Source organism: Litoreibacter halocynthiae (assembly GCF_004365635.1).
Taxonomy (GTDB): Bacteria; Pseudomonadota; Alphaproteobacteria; order Rhodobacterales; family Rhodobacteraceae; genus Litoreibacter; species Litoreibacter halocynthiae.
Genome location: NZ_SOBH01000003.1, coordinates 562641 through 585188, shown reverse-complemented (window position 1 = coordinate 585188; position 22548 = coordinate 562641). Strand labels below are relative to the sequence as shown.

The 22548-nt window shown below is 59.7% G+C and carries 20 protein-coding genes; 7 read left to right on the top strand and 13 right to left on the bottom strand.

What is annotated here, in order from left to right; translation table 11 throughout:
- Positions 1-37 precede the first annotated feature (37 nt).
- Positions 38-1471, bottom strand: coding sequence for an FAD-linked oxidase C-terminal domain-containing protein (locus tag BDE40_RS14670; RefSeq protein ID WP_134015732.1), 1434 nt, complete (start codon positions 1469-1471; stop codon positions 38-40).
- Between the two features lie 91 nt (positions 1472-1562).
- Here BDE40_RS14670 and BDE40_RS14665 point away from each other — a divergent pair, with 91 nt between their 5' ends.
- Genes BDE40_RS14665 through BDE40_RS14655 form a run of 3 tightly spaced genes read left to right on the top strand, consistent with a single transcriptional unit; the run spans position 1563 to position 3361 of the window.
- Positions 1563-2285 carry a DUF599 domain-containing protein gene (locus BDE40_RS14665; protein ID WP_134015730.1) on the top strand — a complete coding sequence of 241 codons (723 nt, stop codon included), beginning with the start codon at positions 1563-1565 and terminating at the stop codon, positions 2283-2285.
- A 3-nt stretch (positions 2286-2288) separates the two neighbouring features.
- Entirely contained in the window at positions 2289-2648 is a 360-nt protein-coding gene (locus tag BDE40_RS14660; RefSeq protein WP_134015728.1) for a hypothetical protein, read from the top strand.
- Positions 2649-2680: 32 nt separating this feature from the next.
- Positions 2681-3361 carry a DUF4344 domain-containing metallopeptidase gene (locus BDE40_RS14655; protein ID WP_246030463.1) on the top strand — a complete coding sequence of 227 codons (681 nt, stop codon included), beginning with the start codon at positions 2681-2683 and terminating at the stop codon, positions 3359-3361.
- Between the two features lie 2 nt (positions 3362-3363).
- Here the strand turns inward: BDE40_RS14655 and BDE40_RS14650 are convergent, their stop codons facing one another.
- Genes BDE40_RS14650 through BDE40_RS14635 form a run of 4 tightly spaced genes read right to left on the bottom strand, consistent with a single transcriptional unit; the run spans position 3364 to position 10079 of the window.
- Complete coding sequence (locus BDE40_RS14650) at positions 3364-5427, bottom strand: hypothetical protein (RefSeq protein WP_134015724.1); 2064 nt, start codon at positions 5425-5427, stop codon at positions 3364-3366.
- Between the two features lies 1 nt (position 5428).
- Positions 5429-8173, bottom strand: coding sequence for a DUF4159 domain-containing protein (locus BDE40_RS14645; RefSeq protein WP_246030462.1), 2745 nt, complete (start codon positions 8171-8173; stop codon positions 5429-5431).
- Positions 8170-9075, bottom strand: a complete 906-nt coding sequence (locus BDE40_RS14640; RefSeq protein ID WP_134015720.1) for a DUF58 domain-containing protein — start codon at positions 9073-9075, stop codon at positions 8170-8172. Before BDE40_RS14640 ends, BDE40_RS14645 begins: the two co-directional genes overlap by 4 nt.
- Positions 9072-10079: an AAA family ATPase gene (locus BDE40_RS14635; RefSeq protein WP_134015719.1), complete on the bottom strand. Its 1008-nt coding sequence runs from the start codon at positions 10077-10079 to the stop codon at positions 9072-9074. Before BDE40_RS14635 ends, BDE40_RS14640 begins: the two co-directional genes overlap by 4 nt.
- A 66-nt stretch (positions 10080-10145) precedes the next feature.
- On the opposite strand from BDE40_RS14635, the gene BDE40_RS14630 reads away from it, so the two are divergent.
- Complete coding sequence (locus BDE40_RS14630; protein WP_134015717.1) at positions 10146-10733, top strand: DUF1285 domain-containing protein; 588 nt, start codon at positions 10146-10148, stop codon at positions 10731-10733.
- Between the two features lie 3 nt (positions 10734-10736).
- Here BDE40_RS14630 and polA read toward each other — a convergent pair whose 3' ends face one another.
- From polA to BDE40_RS14605, 5 genes are all read right to left on the bottom strand, one after another.
- On the bottom strand, positions 10737-13577 hold the full coding sequence (gene polA / locus BDE40_RS14625; protein WP_211342438.1) for a DNA polymerase I: 2841 nt from the start codon (positions 13575-13577) through the stop codon (positions 10737-10739).
- Entirely contained in the window at positions 13523-13702 is a 180-nt protein-coding gene (locus BDE40_RS14620; protein WP_073145345.1) for a zinc-finger domain-containing protein, read from the bottom strand. The genes polA and BDE40_RS14620 overlap by 55 nt, the downstream gene beginning before the upstream one ends.
- A 303-nt stretch (positions 13703-14005) precedes the next feature.
- Complete coding sequence (locus tag BDE40_RS14615) at positions 14006-14941, bottom strand: hypothetical protein (protein WP_134015713.1); 936 nt, start codon at positions 14939-14941, stop codon at positions 14006-14008.
- Between the two features lie 209 nt (positions 14942-15150).
- Positions 15151-15522 carry a histidine triad nucleotide-binding protein gene (locus BDE40_RS14610; RefSeq protein WP_134015711.1) on the bottom strand — a complete coding sequence of 124 codons (372 nt, stop codon included), beginning with the start codon at positions 15520-15522 and terminating at the stop codon, positions 15151-15153.
- Between the two features lie 5 nt (positions 15523-15527).
- Positions 15528-17105, bottom strand: a complete 1578-nt coding sequence (locus BDE40_RS14605) for a DUF5928 domain-containing protein (RefSeq protein ID WP_134015709.1) — start codon at positions 17103-17105, stop codon at positions 15528-15530.
- Positions 17106-17261: 156 nt separating this feature from the next.
- Here BDE40_RS14605 and BDE40_RS14600 point away from each other — a divergent pair, with 156 nt between their 5' ends.
- A complete protein-coding gene (locus tag BDE40_RS14600; RefSeq protein WP_134015707.1) occupies positions 17262-18080 on the top strand; it encodes a sulfotransferase family protein in 819 nt (272 codons plus the stop codon).
- Positions 18081-18129: 49 nt separating this feature from the next.
- Here the strand turns inward: BDE40_RS14600 and BDE40_RS14595 are convergent, their stop codons facing one another.
- Genes BDE40_RS14595 through nth form a run of 3 tightly spaced genes read right to left on the bottom strand, consistent with a single transcriptional unit; the run spans position 18130 to position 20699 of the window.
- Positions 18130-18996, bottom strand: coding sequence for an urea carboxylase-associated family protein (locus BDE40_RS14595; RefSeq protein WP_134015705.1), 867 nt, complete (start codon positions 18994-18996; stop codon positions 18130-18132).
- A 52-nt stretch (positions 18997-19048) separates the two neighbouring features.
- Positions 19049-20050 (bottom strand): adenosine kinase, encoded by a 1002-nt coding sequence (locus BDE40_RS14590; RefSeq protein ID WP_134015704.1) that lies wholly within the window; start codon positions 20048-20050, stop codon positions 19049-19051.
- Positions 20043-20699: an endonuclease III gene (gene nth / locus BDE40_RS14585; RefSeq protein ID WP_134015702.1), complete on the bottom strand. Its 657-nt coding sequence runs from the start codon at positions 20697-20699 to the stop codon at positions 20043-20045. The genes BDE40_RS14590 and nth overlap by 8 nt, the downstream gene beginning before the upstream one ends.
- A gap of 140 nt (positions 20700-20839) precedes the next feature.
- On the opposite strand from nth, the gene BDE40_RS14580 reads away from it, so the two are divergent.
- On the top strand, positions 20840-21511 hold the full coding sequence (locus tag BDE40_RS14580; RefSeq protein ID WP_162848100.1) for a Hint domain-containing protein: 672 nt from the start codon (positions 20840-20842) through the stop codon (positions 21509-21511).
- A 70-nt stretch (positions 21512-21581) separates the two neighbouring features.
- Positions 21582-22469, top strand: a complete 888-nt coding sequence (locus BDE40_RS14575) for a methylated-DNA--[protein]-cysteine S-methyltransferase (protein ID WP_134015698.1) — start codon at positions 21582-21584, stop codon at positions 22467-22469.
- Positions 22470-22548 lie beyond the last annotated feature (79 nt).

Here is a 22548-nt window from a genome sequence, read left to right as displayed (position 1 = left end):
TCATCTTGGCAAAAATATTCCCCCCGGAGGGGCGGGTTCAGCCTGCGCGTCGGGTCTCGGTCACGCTCAGCGGGAAGACCTTGGCAGGGTTGAGAAGCCATTTCGGATCAAACACATCCTTGACCTTCATCTGCGCTTCCATGTCTTCGGGCTTGAACTGGTCGAACATCAGATCGCGTTTTTCGATCCCCACACCATGCTCTCCGGTCAGACAACCGCCGACTTCCACGCATAGGCGCAGGATGTCGGCACCCATAGCTTCACACAGCTCCAGATCGCCTTCCTTATTGGCGTCGAACAGGATCAACGGGTGCATGTTGCCGTCGCCTGCGTGAAACACGTTGCCGACGTCTAATCCGTATTGCTTGGACAGCTCGCCAATGCGTTTCAAAACGTAAGGAAGCTCTGACACGGGGATCGTCCCATCAAGGCACATATAATCGTTGATTTGCCCCATCGCCCCGAAGGCAGATTTCCGGCCCAGCCAGATTTTGGCGCTTTCCTCGGCGGAGGTGCTTTCGCGCAGCTCAACCGGATTGTGACGACGCGCGATTTCGAGAATTTTACTCAACTGCTCGTCGATTTCTCCGGGGGAGCCTTCGACCTCCACGATCAGCAGCGCCTCGCAATCTGGGTAGCCTGCGCCCGCGAACGCCTCGGTGGCGCGAATGACCGGGCGGTCCATGAATTCGATGGCGACGGGCAGCACGCCCGCCTTGATGATGTCGGCCACGCATGCGCCTGCGACCTCGTTATCGTCAAAGCCCATCAGCACGGGCCGCGCGCCTTCGGGTTTGCGCAGAATGCGCAGGGTGGCTTCGGTCACTACTCCCATTTGTCCCTCGGAGCCGCAGATCAGGCCCAGCAAATCGTAGCCGCCCGAATCCAGATGCGCGCCGCCGATCTCAACCACGGTACCGTCCATCTGCACCATGGTCACGCCCAGCAGGTTGTTGGTGGTCACACCGTATTTCAGGCAATGCGCCCCGCCGGAATTCATCGCGATATTGCCCGCAATAGCACAGGCCAGTTGCGAGGACGGGTCGGGGGCGTAGAAGAAATCGTTTTCCTCGACGGCTCCGGTGACGCTGAGATTGGTACGTCCGGTCTGGACCTTGATGTAGCGGTCCTCGTAGCTTGTTTCGATCACATCGTTGAGCTTGGCGACGCCGAGGATCACGCTATCCGCCGTGGGTAACGCGCCCCCTGCCAAGGACGTGCCGGAACCCCGTGGTACCACGGGGACGCCTTCCTCATGGCAAATCTTCAAGACGGCTGAGACCTCTTGTGTCGACGATGGCAGCACCGCGCAAAGCGGCGGGCATTTATAAGCGGTCAGGGCGTCGCATTCATAGGCGCGCGTCTCGAACTCGTCATGGATGACCGCATCAAGGGGCAGCACCGATTGCAGGCGCTCTACCAACTTGGCTTTCTTGGCCATGATCTTCACGTCCGGGGCAGGCATTTCCATCGGATATTCTCCTGAGCTGCGGCAATTGGTAAAAACATATTACCAATTTGGCCATATAGCAAGTCCCATGAAACACGCGTAGGATTGTCTGATGACTATACTTGAGCACCTGTCTTTGTTGACGATGTTGGACGCCGTGGCGCTGGCTCTACTGTTGTTCTGCTGGATCACCGTTAGTTGGCGGATTGAGAATCCGAGCGCCGTTAGACGCTCCGTCACGGTTATTATGGTCGAGTACCGGCGTGAGTGGATGCGCCAGCTGGTGACCCGCGAGCCGCGCATTTTCGACGCCGCGATCCTGACCAATTTGCGCCAAGGCACCGCGTTCTTTGCCTCGGGCTGCATGATTGCCATCGGCGGCGCCTTGGCAATGATCGGCAATACCGAGAAAATCCAGATGGTGGCCTCCGACCTGACGGTTGAAGCTGTACCGAACATCGTGTGGCAAATGAAACTTCTGGTGGTGGTGCTGTTTCTGACCCACGGATTTCTGAAATTTGTGTGGGCAAACCGGCTGTTCGGCTACTGCGCGGTGGTCATGGCTGCGGTGCCGAATGACATATCCGAGCCCTCGACCTACGCGCGTGCCGCCCAAGCGGGCGAAATCAACATTCGCGCGGCGTGGAACTTCAACCGTGGGCTGCGTGCTATTTACTACGCTCTGGGCACACTCGCGTGGCTATTGGGGCCGATCCCCTTGATTATAGCGACCATCGCAGTCACATTCATTATCTGGCAGCGCGAATTTTCGTCGCTGCCGCGCACGATTCTGGAAGGTGGCCCAGCTATGCCAGCCGCCACCAAGGAGACCTGAACCATGAGACCTCTATACGTTTCCGCTTTTGCAGCGATTGTTCTCGCCTCACCCGTTCTGGCGGATCAGGCGCAGGTCAAACGTGTCACCGCGCGTCAAGCAGGCGGCGGCTGGACCTTTGACGTCACCGTCAGCCATCCGGACACCGGCTGGGACCACTATGCCGACGGGTGGTCAGTGAGCACGCCCGACGGCACCGAGTTGGGGTTTCGCAAGCTGGCACACCCACATGAGACAGAGCAACCGTTCACGCGGTCCTTGTCCGGTGTGACAGTGCCAAGCGGTGTTAACGAAGTGATTATCCGCGCCCGCGACAACGTGCATGGCTGGTCCGATCAGGCCTATACGGTAAAGCTGAAATGAAGTGGCCCCTAGTGGCAGCACTATGCCTTCCAATGCCTGCCCTCGCGGATCAAACCGCGTTCGTAGAGGCCAATCTTCTGTCCATATTCTACCATGAAATGGGTCACGCGGTGATCGACCTCATGGAGGTTCCGATCTACGGCCAAGAGGAAGACGCCGCTGACACCATGGCGGTGTTACTTATCGACGCGCTGTATGACGAAGATACAGCGCAAGAGATCGCCTATGACAGCGCATTTGGCTTCATAAACGACCCCGACGGAAAAGAAGAAGTCGCCTATTGGGATCTGCACGGCACCGATGAGCAACGCTATTACAACCATATATGCCTGTTCTACGGCGCGGCCCCCGACGAGCGAGAGGAACTTGCCGAGGAACTTGGCTTGCCAGAGGAACGGGCCGAGAGCTGCGCCGATGAGTACGAACAGGCAATCTCGAGCTGGGGACAGATATTCGATGAAATGGAAAAGCCCGGCAGCGGTGAAAGCTTCAAACTCGCGCTCGGCTCTGGCGACCGTGAGGCGCTGATCCGCCCGCTTCTTGAAGCCGAGATCGGAGAATTGAACAGCGATTTTTCCCTCCCAGAAACGGTTGAGATTCGCATCGAATCTTGTGGTGAGGCCAATGCGTTCTACGATCCTGACAGCATCTCGATTACCATGTGCACGGAATTCGTACCGCATCTGGAAGAGTTATTTCAGAAGTTCGAATAGGCCTAGCGACGGCCTTCGCGCAGCCAGGCACCGACGGTCAGCAAAATTGCCAGAAACAAGAACAACCACGGTGAGACCAATGGGGTTACCGTCACGTTCGTCGTGAGATACGCGTTGCGGGGGGTCAGGCCGATCCAGCCACGGCCCGCCGCGTTACGCCCCTCGCCGACCATGCGCAGGTTGGGTATGCCGCCTTCCAGACGTAGAATGCCACCACGGGTCGCATCTACCAAATCTTCCAGCTTGTCACCGGACGCGATCGTCTCGATGAATTCGCGCGGGGCGGCTGGCCCCAAGGCGACGACGCTTTCCTGATCGCCTTCCTTCAGGCGATAGAGGCCGGGTTCCGGCCCCTCAAAGGTCGCGGTGAAGCGGCCCGGAGAAGTTTCCTCCAGCGGCAGCGTCGTGACTGTGCCGTCGGGCGCGGTGATTTCCAACTCGCCGGTCTCCAGCGCCAGAGTGCGGCGCGTGAGAGTCATGGTCTGGCCCTCGGCTATCGCGGTCAGGGCCTCTTCCTCAAGGTCGGGCTCCTTCATCATCCAATGCGCAAGGCGGCGCAGCAATTCGAGTTGCGGCCCGCCGCCCTCGAACCCGCGATGCCACAGCCACGCCTGATCCGACGCCATCAAGGCGATGCGCCCCTCGCCCACGCGATCCAGCGTCAGCAGCGGGCGCTCCTCAATGCCGGTCATCACGGTCTGTCCTTGAAGCGGCTTCACCTCGATCTGGCGCATCCAGCGGCCCCAGCCGGGGATGCCGTCGACGGTGGGGTTGGGCGCGAATTTCTCCAAGCCTTCGGTGACGGGGTGTCGTGCGCCCAGCTCTGATATCAGCGGTGTAAAGCCCTGATCCAGTACCCGCGCGGTTGGCTCTGCGGGCATGATGTCCCCCAAGGGCGAGCGGTAGATGCTGTCGGCAGAGGCGAAATCGGGACCTGCGGCAACCAGCACAGCGCCGCCTTTTTCGACATATTGCCGGATGCTGTCAAAATAGAGCGCAGGCAGGATGCCGCGGCGCTTGTAGCGGTCGAAGATGATCAGGTCGAACTCGTCGACCTTCTCAAGGAATAACTCGCGGGTCGGGAAGGCGATCAGGGACAACTCCGACACCGGCACGCCGTCCTGCTTTTCGGGCGGACGCAGGATGGTGAAGTGGACGAGGTCCACGGCGCTGTCGGATTTCAACAGATTGCGCCATGTGCGCTCGCCCGCGTGCGGCTCGCCGGAGACCAGCAAAACACGCAGCCGGTCACGCACGCCGTTGATTTGCACCACGGCGGAATTGTTGCGGTCGGTCAGCTCGGTCTCGTCGGCGGCCACGTTGAATTGCAGCACGTTCATACCGCCATGAGGCAGCTTCAGGGGCAGTTCCAGATCTTCGCCTGTTGGCACCTGGAAGGTCTGCGCCTCGGCCCCGTCAATCGCGATGGAAATACTGGCGCGGTCAGGGATGTCGCGTGGCACCGCGCCTTGGTTCTCGATGCGCAGGGTGAGGGTGATTTCCTCGTCCAGAATGGCGAAGGCAGGGGCGTTTTTGACGATCAGGCGGCGGTCCCAGTCGGTACTGCGACCCGTGAGCAGCGTATGCAGCGGGGCCTCCAGTGCAGGCGCGCGCGCCGCGTCATGCAACTGGCCGTCAGTCAGAAGGATCGTGCCCGCAATGCGCGATTTCGGCTCCTCGGACAGCGTATCGTTGAGGGCGGTCATCAACTCGGTGCCCGCGTCGCCCTGCCCGTCCGGCACGGTGATCGTGCGCAACTCCATCCCGCGCGAGGTGAGGTCGGTGGTCAGCGCCTCCACCGCCTGCGCGGTCTGGCTTGCGCGATCGGACAGACGCTGCGAGGCGCTTTCGTCCACGATCATCACAACGATATCGGACAACGGATCGCGCTCCTCATCTTGCAAGGACGGGTTCGCTAAACCCAGAAGCAGCACCGCCATGGCAGGAGCGCGAAGCCACCAGCCGCCAAGGCCGCGCCAGATGGCGAGAATGGCGAAAAGCATGGTGATCGCTGCAGCGATATAAAGCGCGGGCCATGGGACAAGGGGGGAGAAAATCACGTCCATCTCAGTTCCCCAACCGCTCGAGCAGGGCCGGAACATGGACCTGATCCGATTTGTAATTGCCGGTCAGCACATGCATCACCACGTTGACGCCGAAACGGATGGCAAGTTCGCGCTGACGCTCTCCGGCGAAACCTCGGCCAACGGGATAACGCGGATTGCCGCGCTCGTCGCGCGCCCACGCAGCCGCCCAATCGTTGCCGCCGATCAGCACAGGGGTCACGCCGTCGTTCAGGTCGCGGAAGGGCAAACCGTCGACAACTTCGGCGTCAGCGGGGGCGGCCTCGACCCAGATGTCGCGGGAAGTGAAGCGACCGGGGAAGTCCTGCAACAGATAGAACGTGCGTGTAAGCACGTGGTCCTGCGGGATCGGCTCAAGTGCTGGAATATCCAACGGCGCGGCCAAGGCTTGAAGTTTGCGACCTTGCGGGGTGGAGGTGCCAAAGCCGCCGATATTGCCGTCGCGGGTGTCGAACAGGATCATCCCGCCGGTGCGCAGGTAGCGGTTCAGCTTGGCATAGGCGTCAGGCGACGGGGTCGGCTGGCTCTCCGTGATGGGCCAGTAGAGGATGGGGAAGAAGGCAAGCTCGTCCGTTTCCAGATCGACGGCGATGGGGTCCGCAGGTTCGACCGAGGTGCGGCGGAACAAGCTGACCGACAGGCCCTTCAGCCCTTCGTTCGAGAGGCGGTCCAGCCCTCTATCGCCAGTTTTGACATAGGCCAAGACGACCTCCGAGGTGGCTTTCAACGCGCGGGTATCATCTTGGGCGCGGGATTGTTGTGGCAGGGCCGAGACCGCGATCAGGACCAGAGCCGTTGTCGCGGCCCCGCGCAGTTTTCCGGACAGCGCCAACGAGGCGATGATATCGACCAGCAGCAAGGCCAAGGCCAGCGAAAGAAGTGCGCCCATCAGCGGGGTTTCCTGTGCGACCACGATGCCCTCGACGGTGGTGCCAGCGGGCCATGCGGTGGGGGTCAGCGTGGCACCGGCAGGCAGCACGTTCAGCGCGATGCGGCGATCCTCGCCAGCATAAAGGCCCGGCGGCAGGTCGGGGCCGATTGGGGACTCGGCAATCGTTTCCCCCGCCACGCCTGCCAGATTGCCCGCGTCACGGACCACGCCGAACGCATCTAGCGTTTCCTCCGGCACCCAAGTGGTGCCTGCCAAATCCTCGGCAGCGATTTCAGCGGGGCGGGTGGAGATCGCGAGGCGCTCCAGCATCTGCACGAACAGGCCGGAGAGCGGCAGTGTGGACCATTCGGCGTTGGCGGTGACGTGAAACAGGATGATCTGCCCGTCGCCTAGCGGCTTGCGGGTGACCAGCGGCGTGCCGTCGGTCAGCGACGCGATGGTGCGTTCGGCCAAATCGGGGTCAGGCTGCGCCATCACTTGGGAGCTGACCTGAACGTCATCGGGGATTGTCAGGCCGAAAAACGGGCTGTCGCGGGTGAACGCGCGCAGGGCTTTCGGCTCGCCCCATGACATTGCCCCGCCGACACTGCGCCCCCCCGCACGCAGGCGCACGGGCATCAGCGGGTCGTTGTTTTCGATGTCTGCGGCGGCGGTGCGGGGGCCTGCGAAGCGGACCAGCATGCCGCCCTCGTCGACCCAATCCAAGAGGTTGTCACGCTCGGCGCCAGAGACGGTGGCGATATCGGCCAGTACCAGCACGTCGGGGCTGGCAAGCAACATGTCCTGCAACGCGCCTTCGATCAGGTCGGCGGTCGGCACCAGCGCCTTGTTGAGATAGTAAAGCGGCGACAGGAGGTCCTGCGCCTCTTGGTCGTTGCGACCAGACAGCAACCCCACTTCGCGGCGCTTCAGGGCGTCATCTGTGAGCGTCACGGCGCCTGCGGAGCGGGTGCCTTGCACTTCGAACCGATTGACGCGGTTGCGCAGTTCGGTGGGCAGGTCGAGCAGAATTTCCGCTTGGTCTGCGCCGATGGCGAAGGAGGCGGTGGCGGTTGCCAGTTCCTGCTCCGTCCCGTTGGGATCGGGGCCAATGGCGGAAATTGTAATATCGCGGGCAGCGCCAGACGGGCTGCGCAGGGCCGTGACCGAAATGCGTCCGTCTTTGAAGACGGCAGGTGTCAAGGCGTAGACAGGGCGCGGGGTTTCAATGACGGTCACGTCGCCTTTGTCGTTGAGCGTTGCCAGCAGATCGGCGCGGCTATCGCGGTCGAGGCCATCCGAGAACCAGATGGTTTCAAATCCAGTATCGCCAAGGCGGGTTTGCCAGTCGGTGAGCGTGTCTTCGTCCGGCTCCCAAGCGCGGGGCTGGACCCCTGCGAGCGTTGCGGCGACGGTGTCGGCGGATTGGAAGATCAGATCACCTACGGGCGGCTCGGACAGCACGGCGATGGCGGCGGGACGGCCTTCGCGGGCGGCTTCGGCCAGCAGTTCCTCGACCCGTGCGGTGCGGGCGGGCCAGTCGCGGGCGCTGGCCCATGAGCCGTCCATAGCGATCAACAGCGGGCCGGAGCCTGCGCGGTCCTCTTCGGGGTTCAGGACGGGACCGGCAAAGCCGATGATGAAGGCCGCGACGGCCAGCATACGGAGTAACAGCAGCCACCACGGCGTCGTGTCGGTTTGGGTCTCGTCATCGTTCAGGCCCAACAGCAGCGCGATGCCCGGAAAGCGGCGCTTTATCGGTGCAGGCGGCACGGCGCGCAGCAACCACCACAGGATAGGCAGGATCGCGAGGGCGGCCAGCAAAAGGGGCGTGGTGAAGGCGAGGTTCGCTATCACGATGCACCCCGCTCAAGCGATTGATAAAGCCATAGCAGCGCCTTGGCTGCCGGATCATTGGTGTGGTGGCACATGTAGCGCCAGCCGGTTTTGCGGGCCAGATCCTGCAACTGCGCTTTGCGCGCAGCGAGGCGCTCAAGATAGGCGTCGCGCAGGGAGTTGGCTTTCAGCGTCTCGAACTTGATCGCGCCGGACATGCTTTCAAACACGGTGCGGCCGTCATAAGGGAAGGCTTCCTCGTCCGGGTCGAGTATTTGGACCAACGCACCGCGCACACCGTGATCGGTGGCGGAGGTCAAGGCTTCCGCAACCTTGGACGGGTCGCCCAAGAAGTCGGAAATGAACACCGCGCGAGAGCCTGCGGGCAGGATGCGGGCGTTGGGCGTGCCATAGTCAACCTCGGCTTGCGCGTTCATCAAATGGCGGGCGACACGGGTCAGCTGCGCCTCGCCCCTGCGCGGCGGAGTGCCACGATCAGCAAGGCCGAAACGCTCGCCTCCCTTGTTGAGCAACACGCACAGCGCCATAGCGATGACGCGAGCGCGGTGGCCTTTGGTGGGGCGATCTTTGCCGCCTGTGAACGACATCGACATGGCATCATCCACCCACAGCATCACCGATTGCGCCGCTTGCCATTCCTTCTGGCGCACAAAAGTCGCGTCGGAGCGACCGGAACGGCGCCAGTCGATATCACGCACTCCGTCGCCATGTTGCGAGGGGCGGTATTGCCAGAACTCGTCGCCCATGCCCGCGCGTTTGCGGCCATGCTCCCCCAAAAGAACCGTCGACGCCAAATGATCCGCCTGCGCCAAAAGCGCGGGAAACGCGCTGGCGTGCGCCTCTGCGCGATGCCGGAGGCTGGCGGGTGTGGTCGCCGGATCGTTGGGGGAAGGCTGGCTCACGCGGCGGCTTTCCGTTGACCTGTTTGGGTGGCGACATCCGCGATGACGTCGGACAGAACGCGACCCTCGGCGCGGGCGGCGAAGCTAAGAGCCATTCGATGCGACAGGACCGGATCGGCCAGCGCCAGCACGTCGTCTGACGAGGGCACAAGGCGGCCTTGCAGCAGCGCGCGGGCGCGAACGGTGAGCATTAGAGCTTGTGCAGCACGCGGACCAGGCCCCCATGAGACGGTGTCGCGGACAAGGTCAGTGGCTTCGGCCTCGTCAGGACGGCAGGCGCGGACAAGGTCAAGGATATGTTCGACCACGGCGTCACCCACGGGCATACGGCGCACGAGGGTTTGCGCGGCGATCAACTCCTCGCCGGTGAACACGGCGGTCGATTTGGCGGACACTGTGCCGGTCGTGGCCAGCAGGATATCGCGCTCGGTGTCGCGGTCGGGATAGTCGACGTTGATCTGCAACAGGAAGCGGTCAAGCTGGGCTTCAGGCAAAGGATAGGTGCCTTCCTGCTCTAGCGGGTTCTGGGTCGCCAGGACATGAAACGGCGCGGGCAAAGCGTGGTCCGTGCCCGCCACGGTGACGGAGCGTTCCTGCATCGCCTGCAACAGCGCGGACTGGGTACGCGGCGAGGCGCGGTTGATTTCGTCGGCCATCAGCAATTGCGCAAAGATCGGGCCTTCGATGTAGCGGAAGGCGCGGGTGCCGTCGTCGGCGGTCTCCAGCACTTCGGAGCCGATGATATCGGCGGGCATCAAGTCGGGCGTGAACTGCACACGGTTGGCGCTAAGGCCCATCACGGTGGACAGCGTGTCCACCAGCAGCGTTTTTCCAAGGCCCGGCAAGCCCATCAGCAACGCATGGCCGCCGGACAGCATGGCGACCAGCGACAGGTCCACGACGTCCTGCTGGCCGATGATCTGCTGGCCGATGCTGGTGCGGGCGGTATTCAGCTTCTCCGCTAGGGTTTCGATATCTTTTACCAGATCTTGCGCGTCGGCCATGTGACAACTCCCTCGGGGCGGCTATACTCTATGGGTATATAAAGGCAGATATGGCGGAATAAGAGAATGGCAAAAGAACCCGATGCACAAAAGCTTGAGGTGCCGTCAGCGGAAAGCATCGCAGCCGCTGCGCAAGAAGGTGCCAAAGGCGGCTTGCCGCCGGTGGACAAGTGGAATCCGCCGTTTTGTGGCGATCTGGATATGCGCATCGCGCGGGACGGGACGTGGTTCTATCTGGGGACGCCTATCGGGCGGGCTGGATTGGTAAAGCTGTTCTCGTCGATCATTCGCAAGGACGGTGACGATTATTTCCTTGTGACTCCTGTCGAGAAGGTCGGGATCACGGTGGATGATGCGCCGTTTGTGGCGCTTGATTTTGATGCAGTTGGCGAGGGCGAGGACCAGAAACTGCGGTTCGAGACCCATGTGGGTGATACTTTTGTCGCGGGGCCGGACCACCCGATCCGCGTGGCCTATGACGACGACGGCGAGCCGTCGCCCTACGTTCTAGTCCGGCGCAATCTGGAAGCGTTGATCGACCGTAAGAGCTTTTACCGGCTGATTGACCTAGGGGTTCATCGGGACGGGTGGTTCGGCGTTTGGTCTGGCGGGGAATTCTTTGAAATCATCAAGTCGGAGGCATTGGAGAGTTAAGCCTCAATGCGCCTCAGCCCAGTTCGCGCCCTGCCCTGCGTCAACGACCAGCGGCACGTCGAAATTCACCGCAGGATCAGAGGCATTTTCCATGATCCCACGCACCACGTCGATTGTTTGATCAACCGCACCCTCCGGCACCTCGAAGATCAGTTCGTCATGCACCTGTAGCAGCATTTTGCAAGGCAGGTCTTTGATCGCATCCGGCATACGGATCATGGCACGGCGAATGACGTCGGCGGCGGTGCCCTGGATCGGTGCGTTGATCGCCGCGCGTTTGGCGAAGCCCGCACCGGGGCCTTTGGCGTTGATCTCCGGCGTGTTGATCTTGCGGCCGAACAGGGTCTGCACGTAGCCGTGGTCTTTGGCAAACTGGATGGTCTCGTCCATATAGGTGCGGATGCCGGGGAAGCGCTCGAAATAGCGGTCGATGAAGCCCTGCGCCTCGGCCCGCGGGATGCGCAGGTTGCGTGCGAGGCCGAAACCGGAGATGCCGTAAATCACCCCGAAGTTGATCGCCTTGGCTTTGCGGCGCACGTCGGGGGTCATCTCGTCCAATGGCACGTCGAACATCTCCGACGCGGTCATGGCATGGATGTCATGGCCGTCCTTGAACGCCTGCTTCAGCGCGTCGATGCCCGCGACATGGGCGAGGATGCGCAATTCGATCTGGGAATAGTCGAGCGACACAAGCACGTTGCCCTGCTCGGCCACAAACGCCTCGCGGATGCGGCGGCCCTCCTCGGAACGCACGGGGATGTTTTGCAGGTTAGGCTCTGACGACGACAGACGGCCCGTGTTCGCACCGACGATAGAATAGCTTGTGTGAACCCGCCCGGTGTCCGCGTTGATGTGGGTTTGGAGCGCGTCGGTATAAGTCGATTTCAGCTTGCTGAGTTGCCGCCAGTCCAGAACCTTGCCGGGCAGCTCGTGCTCGGTCGCGAGATCTTCGAGGATATCGACGCCGGTAGAATAGGCCCCCGTCTTGCCTTTCTTGCCGCCCGGAAGCTCCAGCTTATCGAACAGGATTTCACCAAGTTGCTTGGGCGAACCTACGTTGAAATCCTGCCCTGCAAGTTCGTGAATCTCGGCCTCAAGCCCCGCCATCTTCTGGGCGAAGGCGTTGGACATTCGGCTGAGGGTGTCGCGGTCAACTTTGACGCCGTTCCGCTCCATCTGGGCCAGCACGGGAACCAAAGGGCGCTCCAGCGTCTCATAGACCGTGGTGACGCCTTTCTCGTGCAGTTGCGGCTTCAAAACCTGCCACAAGCGTAAGGTGATGTCGGCGTCTTCGGCAGCGTAAGGCGTCGCCTCGTCGATTGGCACTCGGTCAAAGGTGATTTGGCTTTTGCCCGTGCCCAGAAGCGATTTAATCGGGATCGGCGTGTGACCCAGATAGCGCTCCGACAGCGCGTCCATGCCGTGATTATGCAAGCCCGCATGCTGCGCGTAGCTGATCAGCATGGTGTCATCGAACGGTGCAACTTCCACGCCGTAGCGGTGAAAAATCTTGGCGTCGTATTTCATGTTCTGGCCGATTTTGAGGATGCTTTCATCCTCCAGCATCGGCTTCAACAGATCGAGCGCCTCTTGCAGCGGCATCTGCCCCTCGGCAGGTGCGTCGGAGCCGAACAGATCGTCGCTGCCGTCTTTGTGCGCCAGCGGGATGTAGCAGGCATGACCCACGTTCACGCAAAGCGAAATGCCGACCAGATCGACGACCATCTCGTTCAATCCGGTGGTCTCGGTGTCCACGGCGACATGGCCATGCTCGTAGGTCAGGTCGATCCATTTTTGCAGGGCCGCCGCGTCGCGCACGGTTTCGTATGTCGCGTCCTTCATATCCGGCATTTCCGGCGCGTCGGCTGCGGGTGGCGCGACGTCCTCGATGACAGGAGCTTCCACACCCAATTTTTCGGCAATGCGTTTGGACAGCGTGCGGAATTCCATTTCGGCGAGGAAGCTCAGCAGTTTGTCTGGCTCGGGCTCGCGCACCTCCAGATCGTCGATCGAAAAGGTCAGCGGGGTGTTCTCGTCCAACTGCACGAGGCGTTTGGACAGCTCGATCTGCGCGCGGTGGTCAATCAGGGTCTGGCGGCGCTTGGGTTGCTTTATTTCCTCGGCACGGTCGAGAAGTTCTTCCAGCGTGCCGTATTCATTGATCAACAGTGCCGCCGTCTTGACGCCAATGCCCGGCGCACCCGGCACGTTGTCGACGCTGTCGCCGGCAAGTGCCTGCACATCGACCACACGGTTCGGGCCGACACCGAATTTCTCCTCGACGCCTTCGACGTCGATCACCTTGTTCTTCATGGCGTCGAGCATTTCGACGCCGCCGCCGACCAGCTGCATCAAGTCCTTGTCGCTGGAAATGATGGTGCAGCGGCCACCGAGTTCGCGCGCTTGCACAGCCAGCGTCGCGATGATGTCGTCGGCTTCGTAGCCTTCCATCTCCTCACAAGCGATATTGAAGGCAATGGTCGCCTCGCGGGTCAGCGGCATTTGCGGGCGCAAATCCTCGGGCATGGCCTCGCGGTTGGCTTTGTAGAGGTCGTACATATCGTTGCGGAACGTGTGCGACCCCTTGTCGAAGATCACCGCCACATGGGTCGGCGCGTCGGAGCCGTTATTGCCCTCGACGTAGCGCTGCAACATATTGCAAAAGCCCGCGACAGCCCCGATGGGCAACCCGTCGGATTTGCGCGTGAGCGGTGGCAGGGCGTGGTAGGCACGAAAGATGAAGGCAGAGCCGTCGATCAGGTGCAGATGGCAGCCCTTGCCAAACGCCACTAGACTTTGCCCTCGAAATCCTTGTGGACGATTTTCTTGTCGCAATAGGGGCATTCCACAAAGCCGGTATCGGCAGGGATTTGCAGCCAGACGCGCGGATGGCCCAAGGCCCCTTCGCCGCCATCACACGCGATACGCATGGTGTCCACAATTTCGATCTCAGGGGCAGCAGTGGCCATGGTGTGTCGTCCCGTTCCAAGAGTAAATCAGAGGCTGCGATCATAGCGTCCTCACCCGTCCCGACAAGGGGCGAGTGAGGGTTTTGCGTTATGAGCTTCAGGGGGACTTCGACTGATCTTTGGCGCGTCTTTGGAGCACGCTGCTCAGGATCAAATCCAAGAGCTTCAATCGATACTCACATGAGTTTTATTTGAGTGGTGATGTCAGCTTTGCGGACTTTGGTGCCATTCGTTTCGACCACGCGAATGGTCGCTTTCCGTTTGCACGGCATGAACGTATGAGTTGTGGTAGAACAGTAGAGATCAGTATCGCGCATCGTCAGCTAGATTGTGATTTCCACAGGGTACAAATGTCCGACTCTTGGGATCATCTTGCGTAATCGCCTCAACGCCATTTCCCCGACACAAAAAATTCTTTGGTGTATCGGTGACGTCGCACAGCTTAAGCGATCTGTAGTGACCTACTCGATCCTTTCGAACGTAGACTACAAAAAATTCGCCCTCCCATCCTGTTCCGCCACCAGTGAAGCCATTACGCTTTGCCCAAGTATAAATTGATGCTGACGATGCGGAGAAAGTCATATCCATCAGAGCGGCTTTCCCACCTTGTGGGGTCACACCAATGGTTTTCAAGGCAATCGAACAAATGGCAAAGCCATTAGGTATGTTAAAGTGGTATTTTCTTTCCTCGCCTGCGAAAGGCAGGCCTTCCCGCACCGGAGGCCCTCCTGTTCGATGAGCGGCTCGGAAAGCAACAGGAGGTGCGATAGTGTGTGCGATAGTTCTAATAGTGTCAAAGGCTTGAAGTGCGGCAGCAGCTTTGGGCGAGGCGGTCGCCACGGCGCTTGAGCACTCCTCGTCCTTGGCGCAGTTTGAAAGCGCTTCGTCAAGCTGTACTGGGTGGATTTTCGCTCTAATGCGGAATGAATCTAATAGAAAGTCAGCAGGATCGTAGTCGACGGTGGGATTCGATAGCCAGCCGATTTTTGCAGCACATATTGCTGGTGGGTTTTGGCTTTGGTCGATGAAGCCAAAGTAATGGCCATTGACGCCTTCCATAGCGCAATTCAAATCCGCACGAAGACAGAAGTTTGTTCCAGCCGCGGGCCCTGGGAAACAGTATCCCGATGCGCAATCGCTACTCTTTGCACACTTAGCGCCATTCGGCGTGTCGCCCGCTTCAATTGGATAAGTCGATCCCAGAAACGCAATTAGAAACAAGTATCCGAGCATTCTCATGACGGACTCCTCTACGCTATTTCAAGTATTTATCAGCCTATCATAAAATCGGCTTCACTGCTATGGCGGGTTCAGCGCGTGGGAAAACCGGACTTTCGTTCGAGTTGCAGCATCGGTCACGTTGGGCTCAATGCGGGCCTTGAATAGTCACGAACTGACTGCACCTTCCTAGGCGAATATCAACCCTCTCCGGCGTTCCGAATTTCGGCCTAATCGACCTTAGACAACATGCGGCCCAGCGGTCTGCCACCGATGATATGCACATGCAGGTGTTGCACCTCCTGCACACCGTGCTCGCCTGTGTTGGCGATGGCGCGGAAGCCGTTTTCGCTGACACCTTCAAGGCGGCAGACTTCGCCAATGGCGCGCATGAAGCCGACCAACTCGGCCTCGGAGGCGTCTTGGGTGAAGTGGTCCATGGACACGTAAGGCCCTTTGGGGATCACCAGCACATGGGTCGGCGCCGCAGGAGAGATGTCGCGGAACGCCAAGGCGTGATCGCTCTCGAAAACCGTGTTGTTGGGAATTTCGCCACGCAGGATTTTGGCAAAAATATTCTGGTCGTCATAGGTGTAGGCCATGGGCGTTAGTCCTCAAACAAGTAGTCGATGTTCAGTATCTCGCGGGCTTTATCCTCGGTCACGTCGAGAAAGGCCATAAGGGGCGTGATATTGGCCTCCTGCGGCACGTTTTCAGAGACCTTGAAGTAGTTGGGGAAGTCCGCGTCTTTGATCTGGTCACTTTCGAACAGGAAGTTCTGGCGTACGGTCGGCAACAAGCGGTCGATGGTGTCCTGCGGGGTCATTTCCCCCGCCAGCCCGACGCGCTTGGCGTGGCCAAGCAGGTATTCATCTTCGAAGCGGCACTCGATCTCCAATAACCGCGTGGTGGAGTTGTCAGAGAACAGATCAGTGAGCAGGTCCAGATTGGACGGATCGAGACAGATCACCATGCGGTTCTGCTCGTAATGATCATAGAGCAGCCGCATCAGCGCGCGGCGGTGACGGGTGCGTTTGTCGAGCGTTGTCTGGATGCCGCCCAGATCGGGCAGAACCGAGCCTTCCTCGTCAAACAGGTATTCCGCGCCTTTAAGGTCGGTATGTTCCAGAATGCGGCTAAGAAGACGCTTGGCGACGTGCCACTTCTTGCATGCGATTACCATCAACTCCCGCTCGCGACCCAGCGAGCTTTCACGCTCCCAGAAACGTGGGGCGAAGCGGCGGCCGATACGGCCACGCCCGGTCAGGAATTTGAACAGTGTCAGGCCTTCGTTCGAGGTCTGGAAATCCATCCGTTCGGAAGCGTAGAGGTCGCCCAACCGTTCCTTAAGCTCCAGCGCATCGGCGGACACCTTCCGCGCGAACAGGAAGTCCTGACTGAGCAGCAAATCATAGTGGTCATTGTAGAACGTCACCGGCATTCCGTAATCGGTGAACATCAGGAAGGTCAGCGTGCGGGTCTTGATCTCGTCCGACGGCACCAGATGGCGCACTAGGGTCTGGAAAAAGGTCTCGTCCGGAATCCATGTTGTTTTGAAAAAACGCATCACATCGGGCCGGTCACGGGTGAAATCAAGCACCCATTCCACCGTGCGCCGCCGCAGGCACCACCATTGCGACCCGATCATCATCTGCAGATCGCTTGGGATGTCCCGTTTCAGACCGAGCTTCTTTTGTAGCTCGTAGGAGGTGTAGAACAGCCATTTCTTCGCGCGTTCGTTGAACCAATGCCTGTAGATCAGCCGGTCGGCCTTCATGCCCGTCTTGATCCAATCGGAGGCGAAGAAGTCGAAGCTTTCGATATAGTCGACATCGTTTGAGTCGAGCGCCTCATGCGCGTAGGTGGCGGATTTGATTGCCATGCAATCACCCGACAGCATGTAGAAATGTGTGGCCCTCGGGAATTCGTCAACCGCTGCGCGCATCGCATGAAGGGTGGCTTGCACCAGCGACCACTCTCCCCAGCCGCATTTGATGCGCTTCTTGGCGAAAGCCACATTAGGATTGTCGTCAAGCGCCTCGCGGATTTTGCGATAGGCAGCAGGATCCGCGCTGGCATCGAAGTGGATGGCCATGCAGTCGCCAGCCGCCGTCAGACGCTCCGCCTGGTCGATAATCGCACCGGGGTCTTTATGACACAGCAGAATGAAGGCGATTTTTGCCATCTGGAATTTAACCCCGGACCTGTCTTAAAACTCTTTTAGGTTTACCTACATAACCTTAGCTACTGTTGCTTAAACAGTCCGAGAATGTATTTGTAGGGTCAATTGTGGCCAAAACGTAAACAACGGGCCATTTAGTTCAAGAACGAGGACAGCAGTATGGGGTTTCCAGGAACCTGGATGACGGAAAGTGAAAGCATGGTGTACCGCGTGGTGCCCAAATGCGCCTGCTCATCCATCGGCCAAATCATGTATTATTCCGACCACGGCGAATTCTTCGACGGCGACATCCATGATGCCACCGGAAAGATGCACAAATGGGCAATCGAGAAGAGCCAGCCGAAGATCGAGAAGAACGTCACATCCCATAAAAGCTATTCGTTCACCTGCGTCCGCAACCCGTATGGGCGGATCCTGTCGTCGTTCTTCGACAAGATCTGTGGCATCCAACGCAACGGCAAACGCTACCGCGGCAATCTGGTCCCCTTGCTTGTGCAAAAATACGGCATCGAGGTCGGCGATCCGGAAACCGGCTTCGAGTTCGACCAGATCCAGTCCTTCCGCCGCTTCTTGCTGTTTGCCCGCGACACCATCCGGTGGCGCCGCCCGATGGACCCTGACATCCACTGGTCAGCCCAAGCGGGCCACATCTCGACCTTCATTGTGAATGGCGGGCGCTACGACAACATCTTCTTTACCGAGAAATTCAACGACGGCATGCAATCGGTGATGGATGCGGTGGACACCAAGCACAAGGTTGACGTCGCAACGATCCCGCGCTTCAACGAGAGCGAGGGGCACGGCCCCAAGCGCGCGCACCCGATCGAGGATTATTTCGACGATCTGTCAATGCATCTTGTCTATGAAATCTACAAACGCGATTTCAACCTGTTCAAATACGACTTCGCCAACCCGGGCAACAAGATGCCCATCGGGGAGATTGATCTGGACGAGGTGCACGCCAAGCTGGGTGACTGATGGATGGCGGGCCGCCTTGGTTTGATAAACCAAGACCCGTGCGAAGCGCCTAACTTGCGCCGTGGCTTCGGTCGTAGGATGACGGAGCCGGTGGGTTGTGCGCGGCACGGGCCCCCTTTCCGGGATCAAAGACCTCGATCAGAAGCGGATAGCAGGTTGTCGCATCCGAAGAATGCTCTTGCGAGCAATCGCCTCCGGGACAGGCCGATAGACCAACGGTCAGGTCAATCTCCGCAAAAAATTCCAGATAGTCACCCGGGCGTACGGGGCTTGCCTTCATAAAATACTGCCCCGTATCGCGGGTGAAGCCGGTACACATAAATACGTTCAACACATCATGCACGTGGGCCTCGGCCTCGGATAAGGTCAGATCACAATGATCGGCCAAAGCCCGTGTCAGGTTCGAGTGGCAGCAATGATGGTATGAAGTGCCTGACAACAGTTGTCCGGTGTAAGGGTCGCAGCGCGTCCCGATCACGTCATGGACCGAGCCTCCAAACGCATCAAACCCGTACCAGTCAAGCGTATCAGCCGTAATCGTGGCCATTGGCCGGAGCGTCGGGAAGCTCGACCACATGCGATCACCCGTGGATAGGTGCGTGCCATGGAGCGCTCGCGTCTTGCCTGAATAGAACCGCTCGGTCAGGTCGGCGCTGTTCCAGATGTTCAGGTCACCGACCTGCGCGCCTTCGACCGACACGATCCGAAAAAAGCACCCCGCAGGCACGTCAATGCATGCACCTTCACGGGGCGCTACGGTCACTTCGCCGGTTTTCTTGGCGCTTTGTCTCAGGCGGGCCAACCCCTTAAGGTCTGGTGGGGTGAGCGTTTCGGGAGGATAGCACACAACCGGTCTGACAGCGTGCCGTTCAGCGGCATCGCTTGGTGCGGCAAATTCCGGTGTCTCTGGCTTCATGGCGTCCCCCTTCGTCGCGTTCAGTTTCTAGGAAGCTGCGCGTCGATCATCCTCAGGTCTTGAGCAACCCCTGCTTCTCAAACAATGCGTTCAAATCCGCTTCGGGCCGTGCGCCGATGTGTGAGATGACTTCGGAGGCCGCGATGCATCCCATGCGGCCGCTGGTTTCGAGATTATACCCATTGGTGAGCGCCCATAGGAACGCTCCGGCAAACAGATCGCCCGCGCCTGTGGCGTCGACGATCTGCACAGGCATTGCGGGCACGTGCCAACGCCGACCGTGCGATAGAATGTACGCGCCGTTTTCACTATCGGTACAGGCGACGATCTCAACCTCGGAGGCGGCGATATCAAGGGCTGCGTCAAAATCATCAGTCTCGTACATCGACAGCATTTCAGCGCGATTGCAGAACAGCAGGTCGACATGATCCTGAATCAAAGCGCGGAAGGCATCGCGGTGGCGTCCAACGCAGAACGGGTCCGACAACGTGAGCGACACCCGCCCGCCGGAACTGGTGCAAGCGGCAATCGCCTTGTCAAAGGCGGCCACAGATTGCGGGCCGTCAAAGCGGTAGCCTTCGAGATAAATCCACTCGGCCTGCGCCATCTGCGCCTCGTCGATGTCTTCTGGGCCAAGAAATTCGGTCACGCCAAGGTAGGTGTTCATCGAGCGTTCTCCGTCGGGAGTGACCAACACGATACAGCGGCCCGTTTCGGCCTCGTGGGTGCTTGGGGCCAGCGGTGTCTCATAAACCGCGCCTTGCGCACGCAGGTCATGAGAGAAGATCGCGCCGAGCTGGTCGTCTTTAACTTTACCGACATAGGCCGTGGAACCACCCAGATGGGCGATACCCGCGATCGTGTTGGCAGCAGAACCACCAGAGATTTCCTTGGCAGGTCCGATCAGGTCGTACAACTCCACACCGCGGGCGCGGTCAGTGAGCTGCATGATGCCTTTGTCGATGCCGTTGTCGGACAAGAACGCATCCGTGGCGGAGGCCAACACGTCGACCATAGCGTTGCCGATGCCGACGACTTGGAATTTCTTATTCATAGTTCTTGTCCTCAGAAGTGCAGAGATCACGGATGATACAGTTGGCGCAAACGGGCTTGCGGGCTTTACACACGTAGCGCCCGTGCAGGATCAGCCAGTGATGCGCGTGGTGCTGGAATTCTACGGGTATGTTATCTTCGATCGCACGTTCGACCACATCCACGTTCTTTCCGGGGCAGATACCAGTGCGGTTGCCAACGCGGAAGATGTGGGTGTCGACGGCCTGCGCCGGATACTGCCACCACATGTTCAGGACCACATTGGCCGTCTTGCGGCCTACGCCGGGCAACGAGATCAGCGCCGCACGGGAGGACGGAACCACCCCGCCGTATTCGTCCACCAAAATCTGGCTCAGCTTGATGACGTTCTTGGCCTTGTTACGGAACAGGCCAATGGTCTTGATGTGCTCGATCAGGCCCTCAAGGCCAAGGTCCAGCATTTTTTGCGGCGTGTCAGCAATCTGGAACAGCTTCTCCGTCGCCTTGTTCACCCCGACATCAGTGGCCTGCGCCGACAGGGCCACGGCGACCACCAAAGTGTAGGCGTTGACGTGGTTCAACTCCCCCTTGGGTTCGGGGTCAGACGCGGCGAAACGCGTAAAAATCTCATGGATCGTATGGTAGTCGAGCTGTTTGGCAGGCTTGGTCATGTGCGCGGTATGCCCCGTCGCCTGCGCGCGGGCAAGAGGGTGCCAAGTGTTTCAAGTTTTACAAGTTCGCCCAAGTCAGGTTCAGCGACGCTTTACTTATGGGCGGCACTCTTGCGCAGAGCGACATGAGTAGGGGCAGAATGGCGATTTTGCACAAAAGCGAACTGATCGGGCAGAACGGCTTATTCCAGCCGTCAGCGTTATGGCATCTTCCGGTGTCGGGATTTGGCGGTGGAACACTCATTGCCACCGATGAAGGGTATGTGCCCATGGACTGGCTGCGCCCCGGTGACATGGTGCTGACCTATAACGACGGGTTTCAGAAGGTGCGGTGGATCGGTCGTGATTGCCTGGTCGAGCAGCCTCAAAACTCTGCCGCAGTGAGGTTGCCAGACGACGAGGTCGTTGAGAAACCGAACGCTCAGGGCATGCTTTTGGCCGCCCGCCACCGCGTGCTTCTGACCGGATGGCAGGTCGAGTTACATTTTGGCATGGCCACAATTCTTGCTGAGGCGCACGATTTTGGGTTCCCGCTAGATCACTTCCGCCCTACCGCGCCGGAGCGCATGGCATGCTCTTTGGTTTTGCTCGACCGTCCTCAAATTATTCTGGCAAACGGATGCTGGGTGGAAAGCCTGCAACTGACGTCTGCCGCCCGGGCGTGTCTGACTGAAAGCGCGACATCCAGGATTGCTGAACTTGGTCTCGATCCGGCAGACCATATCCGTCCGGCAGCTGGATGCATGCAGCCATGGGAAGCCCGAACGCTGGGTCTGGACCTATGCTCCCTTCGCGCGACGGACCCGCGATGACACGCGTTGCAGCCCATGAAAGCGCAAAAAACGGGTCGATACGGTGGGGTTTGCGGCATAGGTTGGATGTATGGAACATAGAACCGCACATATCGCCAATCATGACCACGCCGCCGGTGCTGAAGGCAGCTATCACTACGGGCTGGTGAAGCGCGCCATTGAGGCGATTGACCAGCACAAGGATGGCCCGCTGTCGTTAGAGCAACTGGCGCAAGAGATGCAGATGAGCCCCGCGCATTTCCAGCGGGTGTTCAGTAAATGGGCAGGCGTGTCGCCCGGGCGGCTGCAACAGTACTTACGGCTAGGACATGCCAAGGCCCTGCTTGAAGAGCGGTTCACGATGCTGGAAACCTCGGATTCCGTTGGTCTGTCGGGCAGCGGGCGATTGCATGATCTGTTCGTGAAATGGGAAGCGATGAGCCCCGGCGAGTTTGCCCGCAAAGGCGAAGGGCTGACGATCTATTGGGGCTGGTTCGAAAGTCCGTTTGGTCCGGCCTTGGTGATGGGCACCGACAAGGGGATTTGCGGCATCGGGTTCGGTGCGGAAACGGGCGAAGCGGCGGCGATGGACGATTTGGTTGGCCGCTGGCCAAGAGCAACATACGTTGAAGACCCCGCGATGTTGCGCCCTTGGGTGCTGGCCGCGTTTGGCGCGGATGCGGCAGGGACCGAGCATGCGCCCCTTTACCTGATTGGCGCCCCGTTCCAGATCAAGGTTTGGGAGGCTTTGCTGGCAGTGCCAACCGGGCATGTCACCACCTATTCCGAGATCGCTAACACGGTGGGTCACAAAAAAGCCGTGCGCGCTGTTGGCACTGCCGTGGGGCGCAACCCGATCAGCTGGCTGATTCCATGCCACCGCGCGCTGCGTAAATCGGGTGGTTTGGGCGGTTATCACTGGGGATTGCCGGTCAAGCGGGCGATGCTGGCCTATGAGGCGGCGAAAACCGGCTTATGATCTGGCGGATTGCCGCCGGAATTCCAAGTGTTTCAATGAATTGACCTCGCAGGCGGGAATGCGCCTGAACAGTTTCTTG

Excerpts from the sequence above, each read along its gene's own strand:
- BDE40_RS14605 (WP_134015709.1), bottom strand. The coding sequence starts at position 17,105 with ATGGCAAAAATCGCCTTCATTCTGCTGTGTCATAAAGACCCCGGTGCG.
- BDE40_RS14595 (WP_134015705.1), bottom strand. The coding sequence starts at position 18,996 with ATGAAGCCAGAGACACCGGAATTTGCCGCACCAAGCGATGCCGCTGAA.
- BDE40_RS14620 (WP_073145345.1), bottom strand. The coding sequence starts at position 13,702 with ATGGCCACTGCTGCCCCTGAGATCGAAATTGTGGACACCATGCGTATC.
- BDE40_RS14600 (WP_134015707.1), top strand. The coding sequence starts at position 17,262 with ATGGGGTTTCCAGGAACCTGGATGACGGAAAGTGAAAGCATGGTGTAC.
- BDE40_RS14635 (WP_134015719.1), bottom strand. The coding sequence starts at position 10,079 with ATGGCCGACGCGCAAGATCTGGTAAAAGATATCGAAACCCTAGCGGAG.
- BDE40_RS14575 (WP_134015698.1), top strand. The coding sequence starts at position 21,582 with ATGGAACATAGAACCGCACATATCGCCAATCATGACCACGCCGCCGGT.
- BDE40_RS14655 (WP_246030463.1), top strand. The coding sequence starts at position 2,681 with ATGCCTGCCCTCGCGGATCAAACCGCGTTCGTAGAGGCCAATCTTCTG.
- BDE40_RS14650 (WP_134015724.1), bottom strand. The coding sequence starts at position 5,427 with ATGGACGTGATTTTCTCCCCCCTTGTCCCATGGCCCGCGCTTTATATC.
- polA (WP_211342438.1), bottom strand. The coding sequence starts at position 13,577 with ATGCCCCTATTGCGACAAGAAAATCGTCCACAAGGATTTCGAGGGCAA.
- BDE40_RS14630 (WP_134015717.1), top strand. The coding sequence starts at position 10,146 with ATGGCAAAAGAACCCGATGCACAAAAGCTTGAGGTGCCGTCAGCGGAA.
- nth (WP_134015702.1), bottom strand. The coding sequence starts at position 20,699 with ATGACCAAGCCTGCCAAACAGCTCGACTACCATACGATCCATGAGATT.
- BDE40_RS14590 (WP_134015704.1), bottom strand. The coding sequence starts at position 20,050 with ATGAATAAGAAATTCCAAGTCGTCGGCATCGGCAACGCTATGGTCGAC.
- BDE40_RS14665 (WP_134015730.1), top strand. The coding sequence starts at position 1,563 with ATGACTATACTTGAGCACCTGTCTTTGTTGACGATGTTGGACGCCGTG.
- BDE40_RS14610 (WP_134015711.1), bottom strand. The coding sequence starts at position 15,522 with ATGGCCTACACCTATGACGACCAGAATATTTTTGCCAAAATCCTGCGT.
- BDE40_RS14670 (WP_134015732.1), bottom strand. The coding sequence starts at position 1,471 with ATGGAAATGCCTGCCCCGGACGTGAAGATCATGGCCAAGAAAGCCAAG.
- BDE40_RS14580 (WP_162848100.1), top strand. The coding sequence starts at position 20,840 with ATGGCGATTTTGCACAAAAGCGAACTGATCGGGCAGAACGGCTTATTC.
- BDE40_RS14615 (WP_134015713.1), bottom strand. The coding sequence starts at position 14,941 with ATGAGAATGCTCGGATACTTGTTTCTAATTGCGTTTCTGGGATCGACT.
- BDE40_RS14660 (WP_134015728.1), top strand. The coding sequence starts at position 2,289 with ATGAGACCTCTATACGTTTCCGCTTTTGCAGCGATTGTTCTCGCCTCA.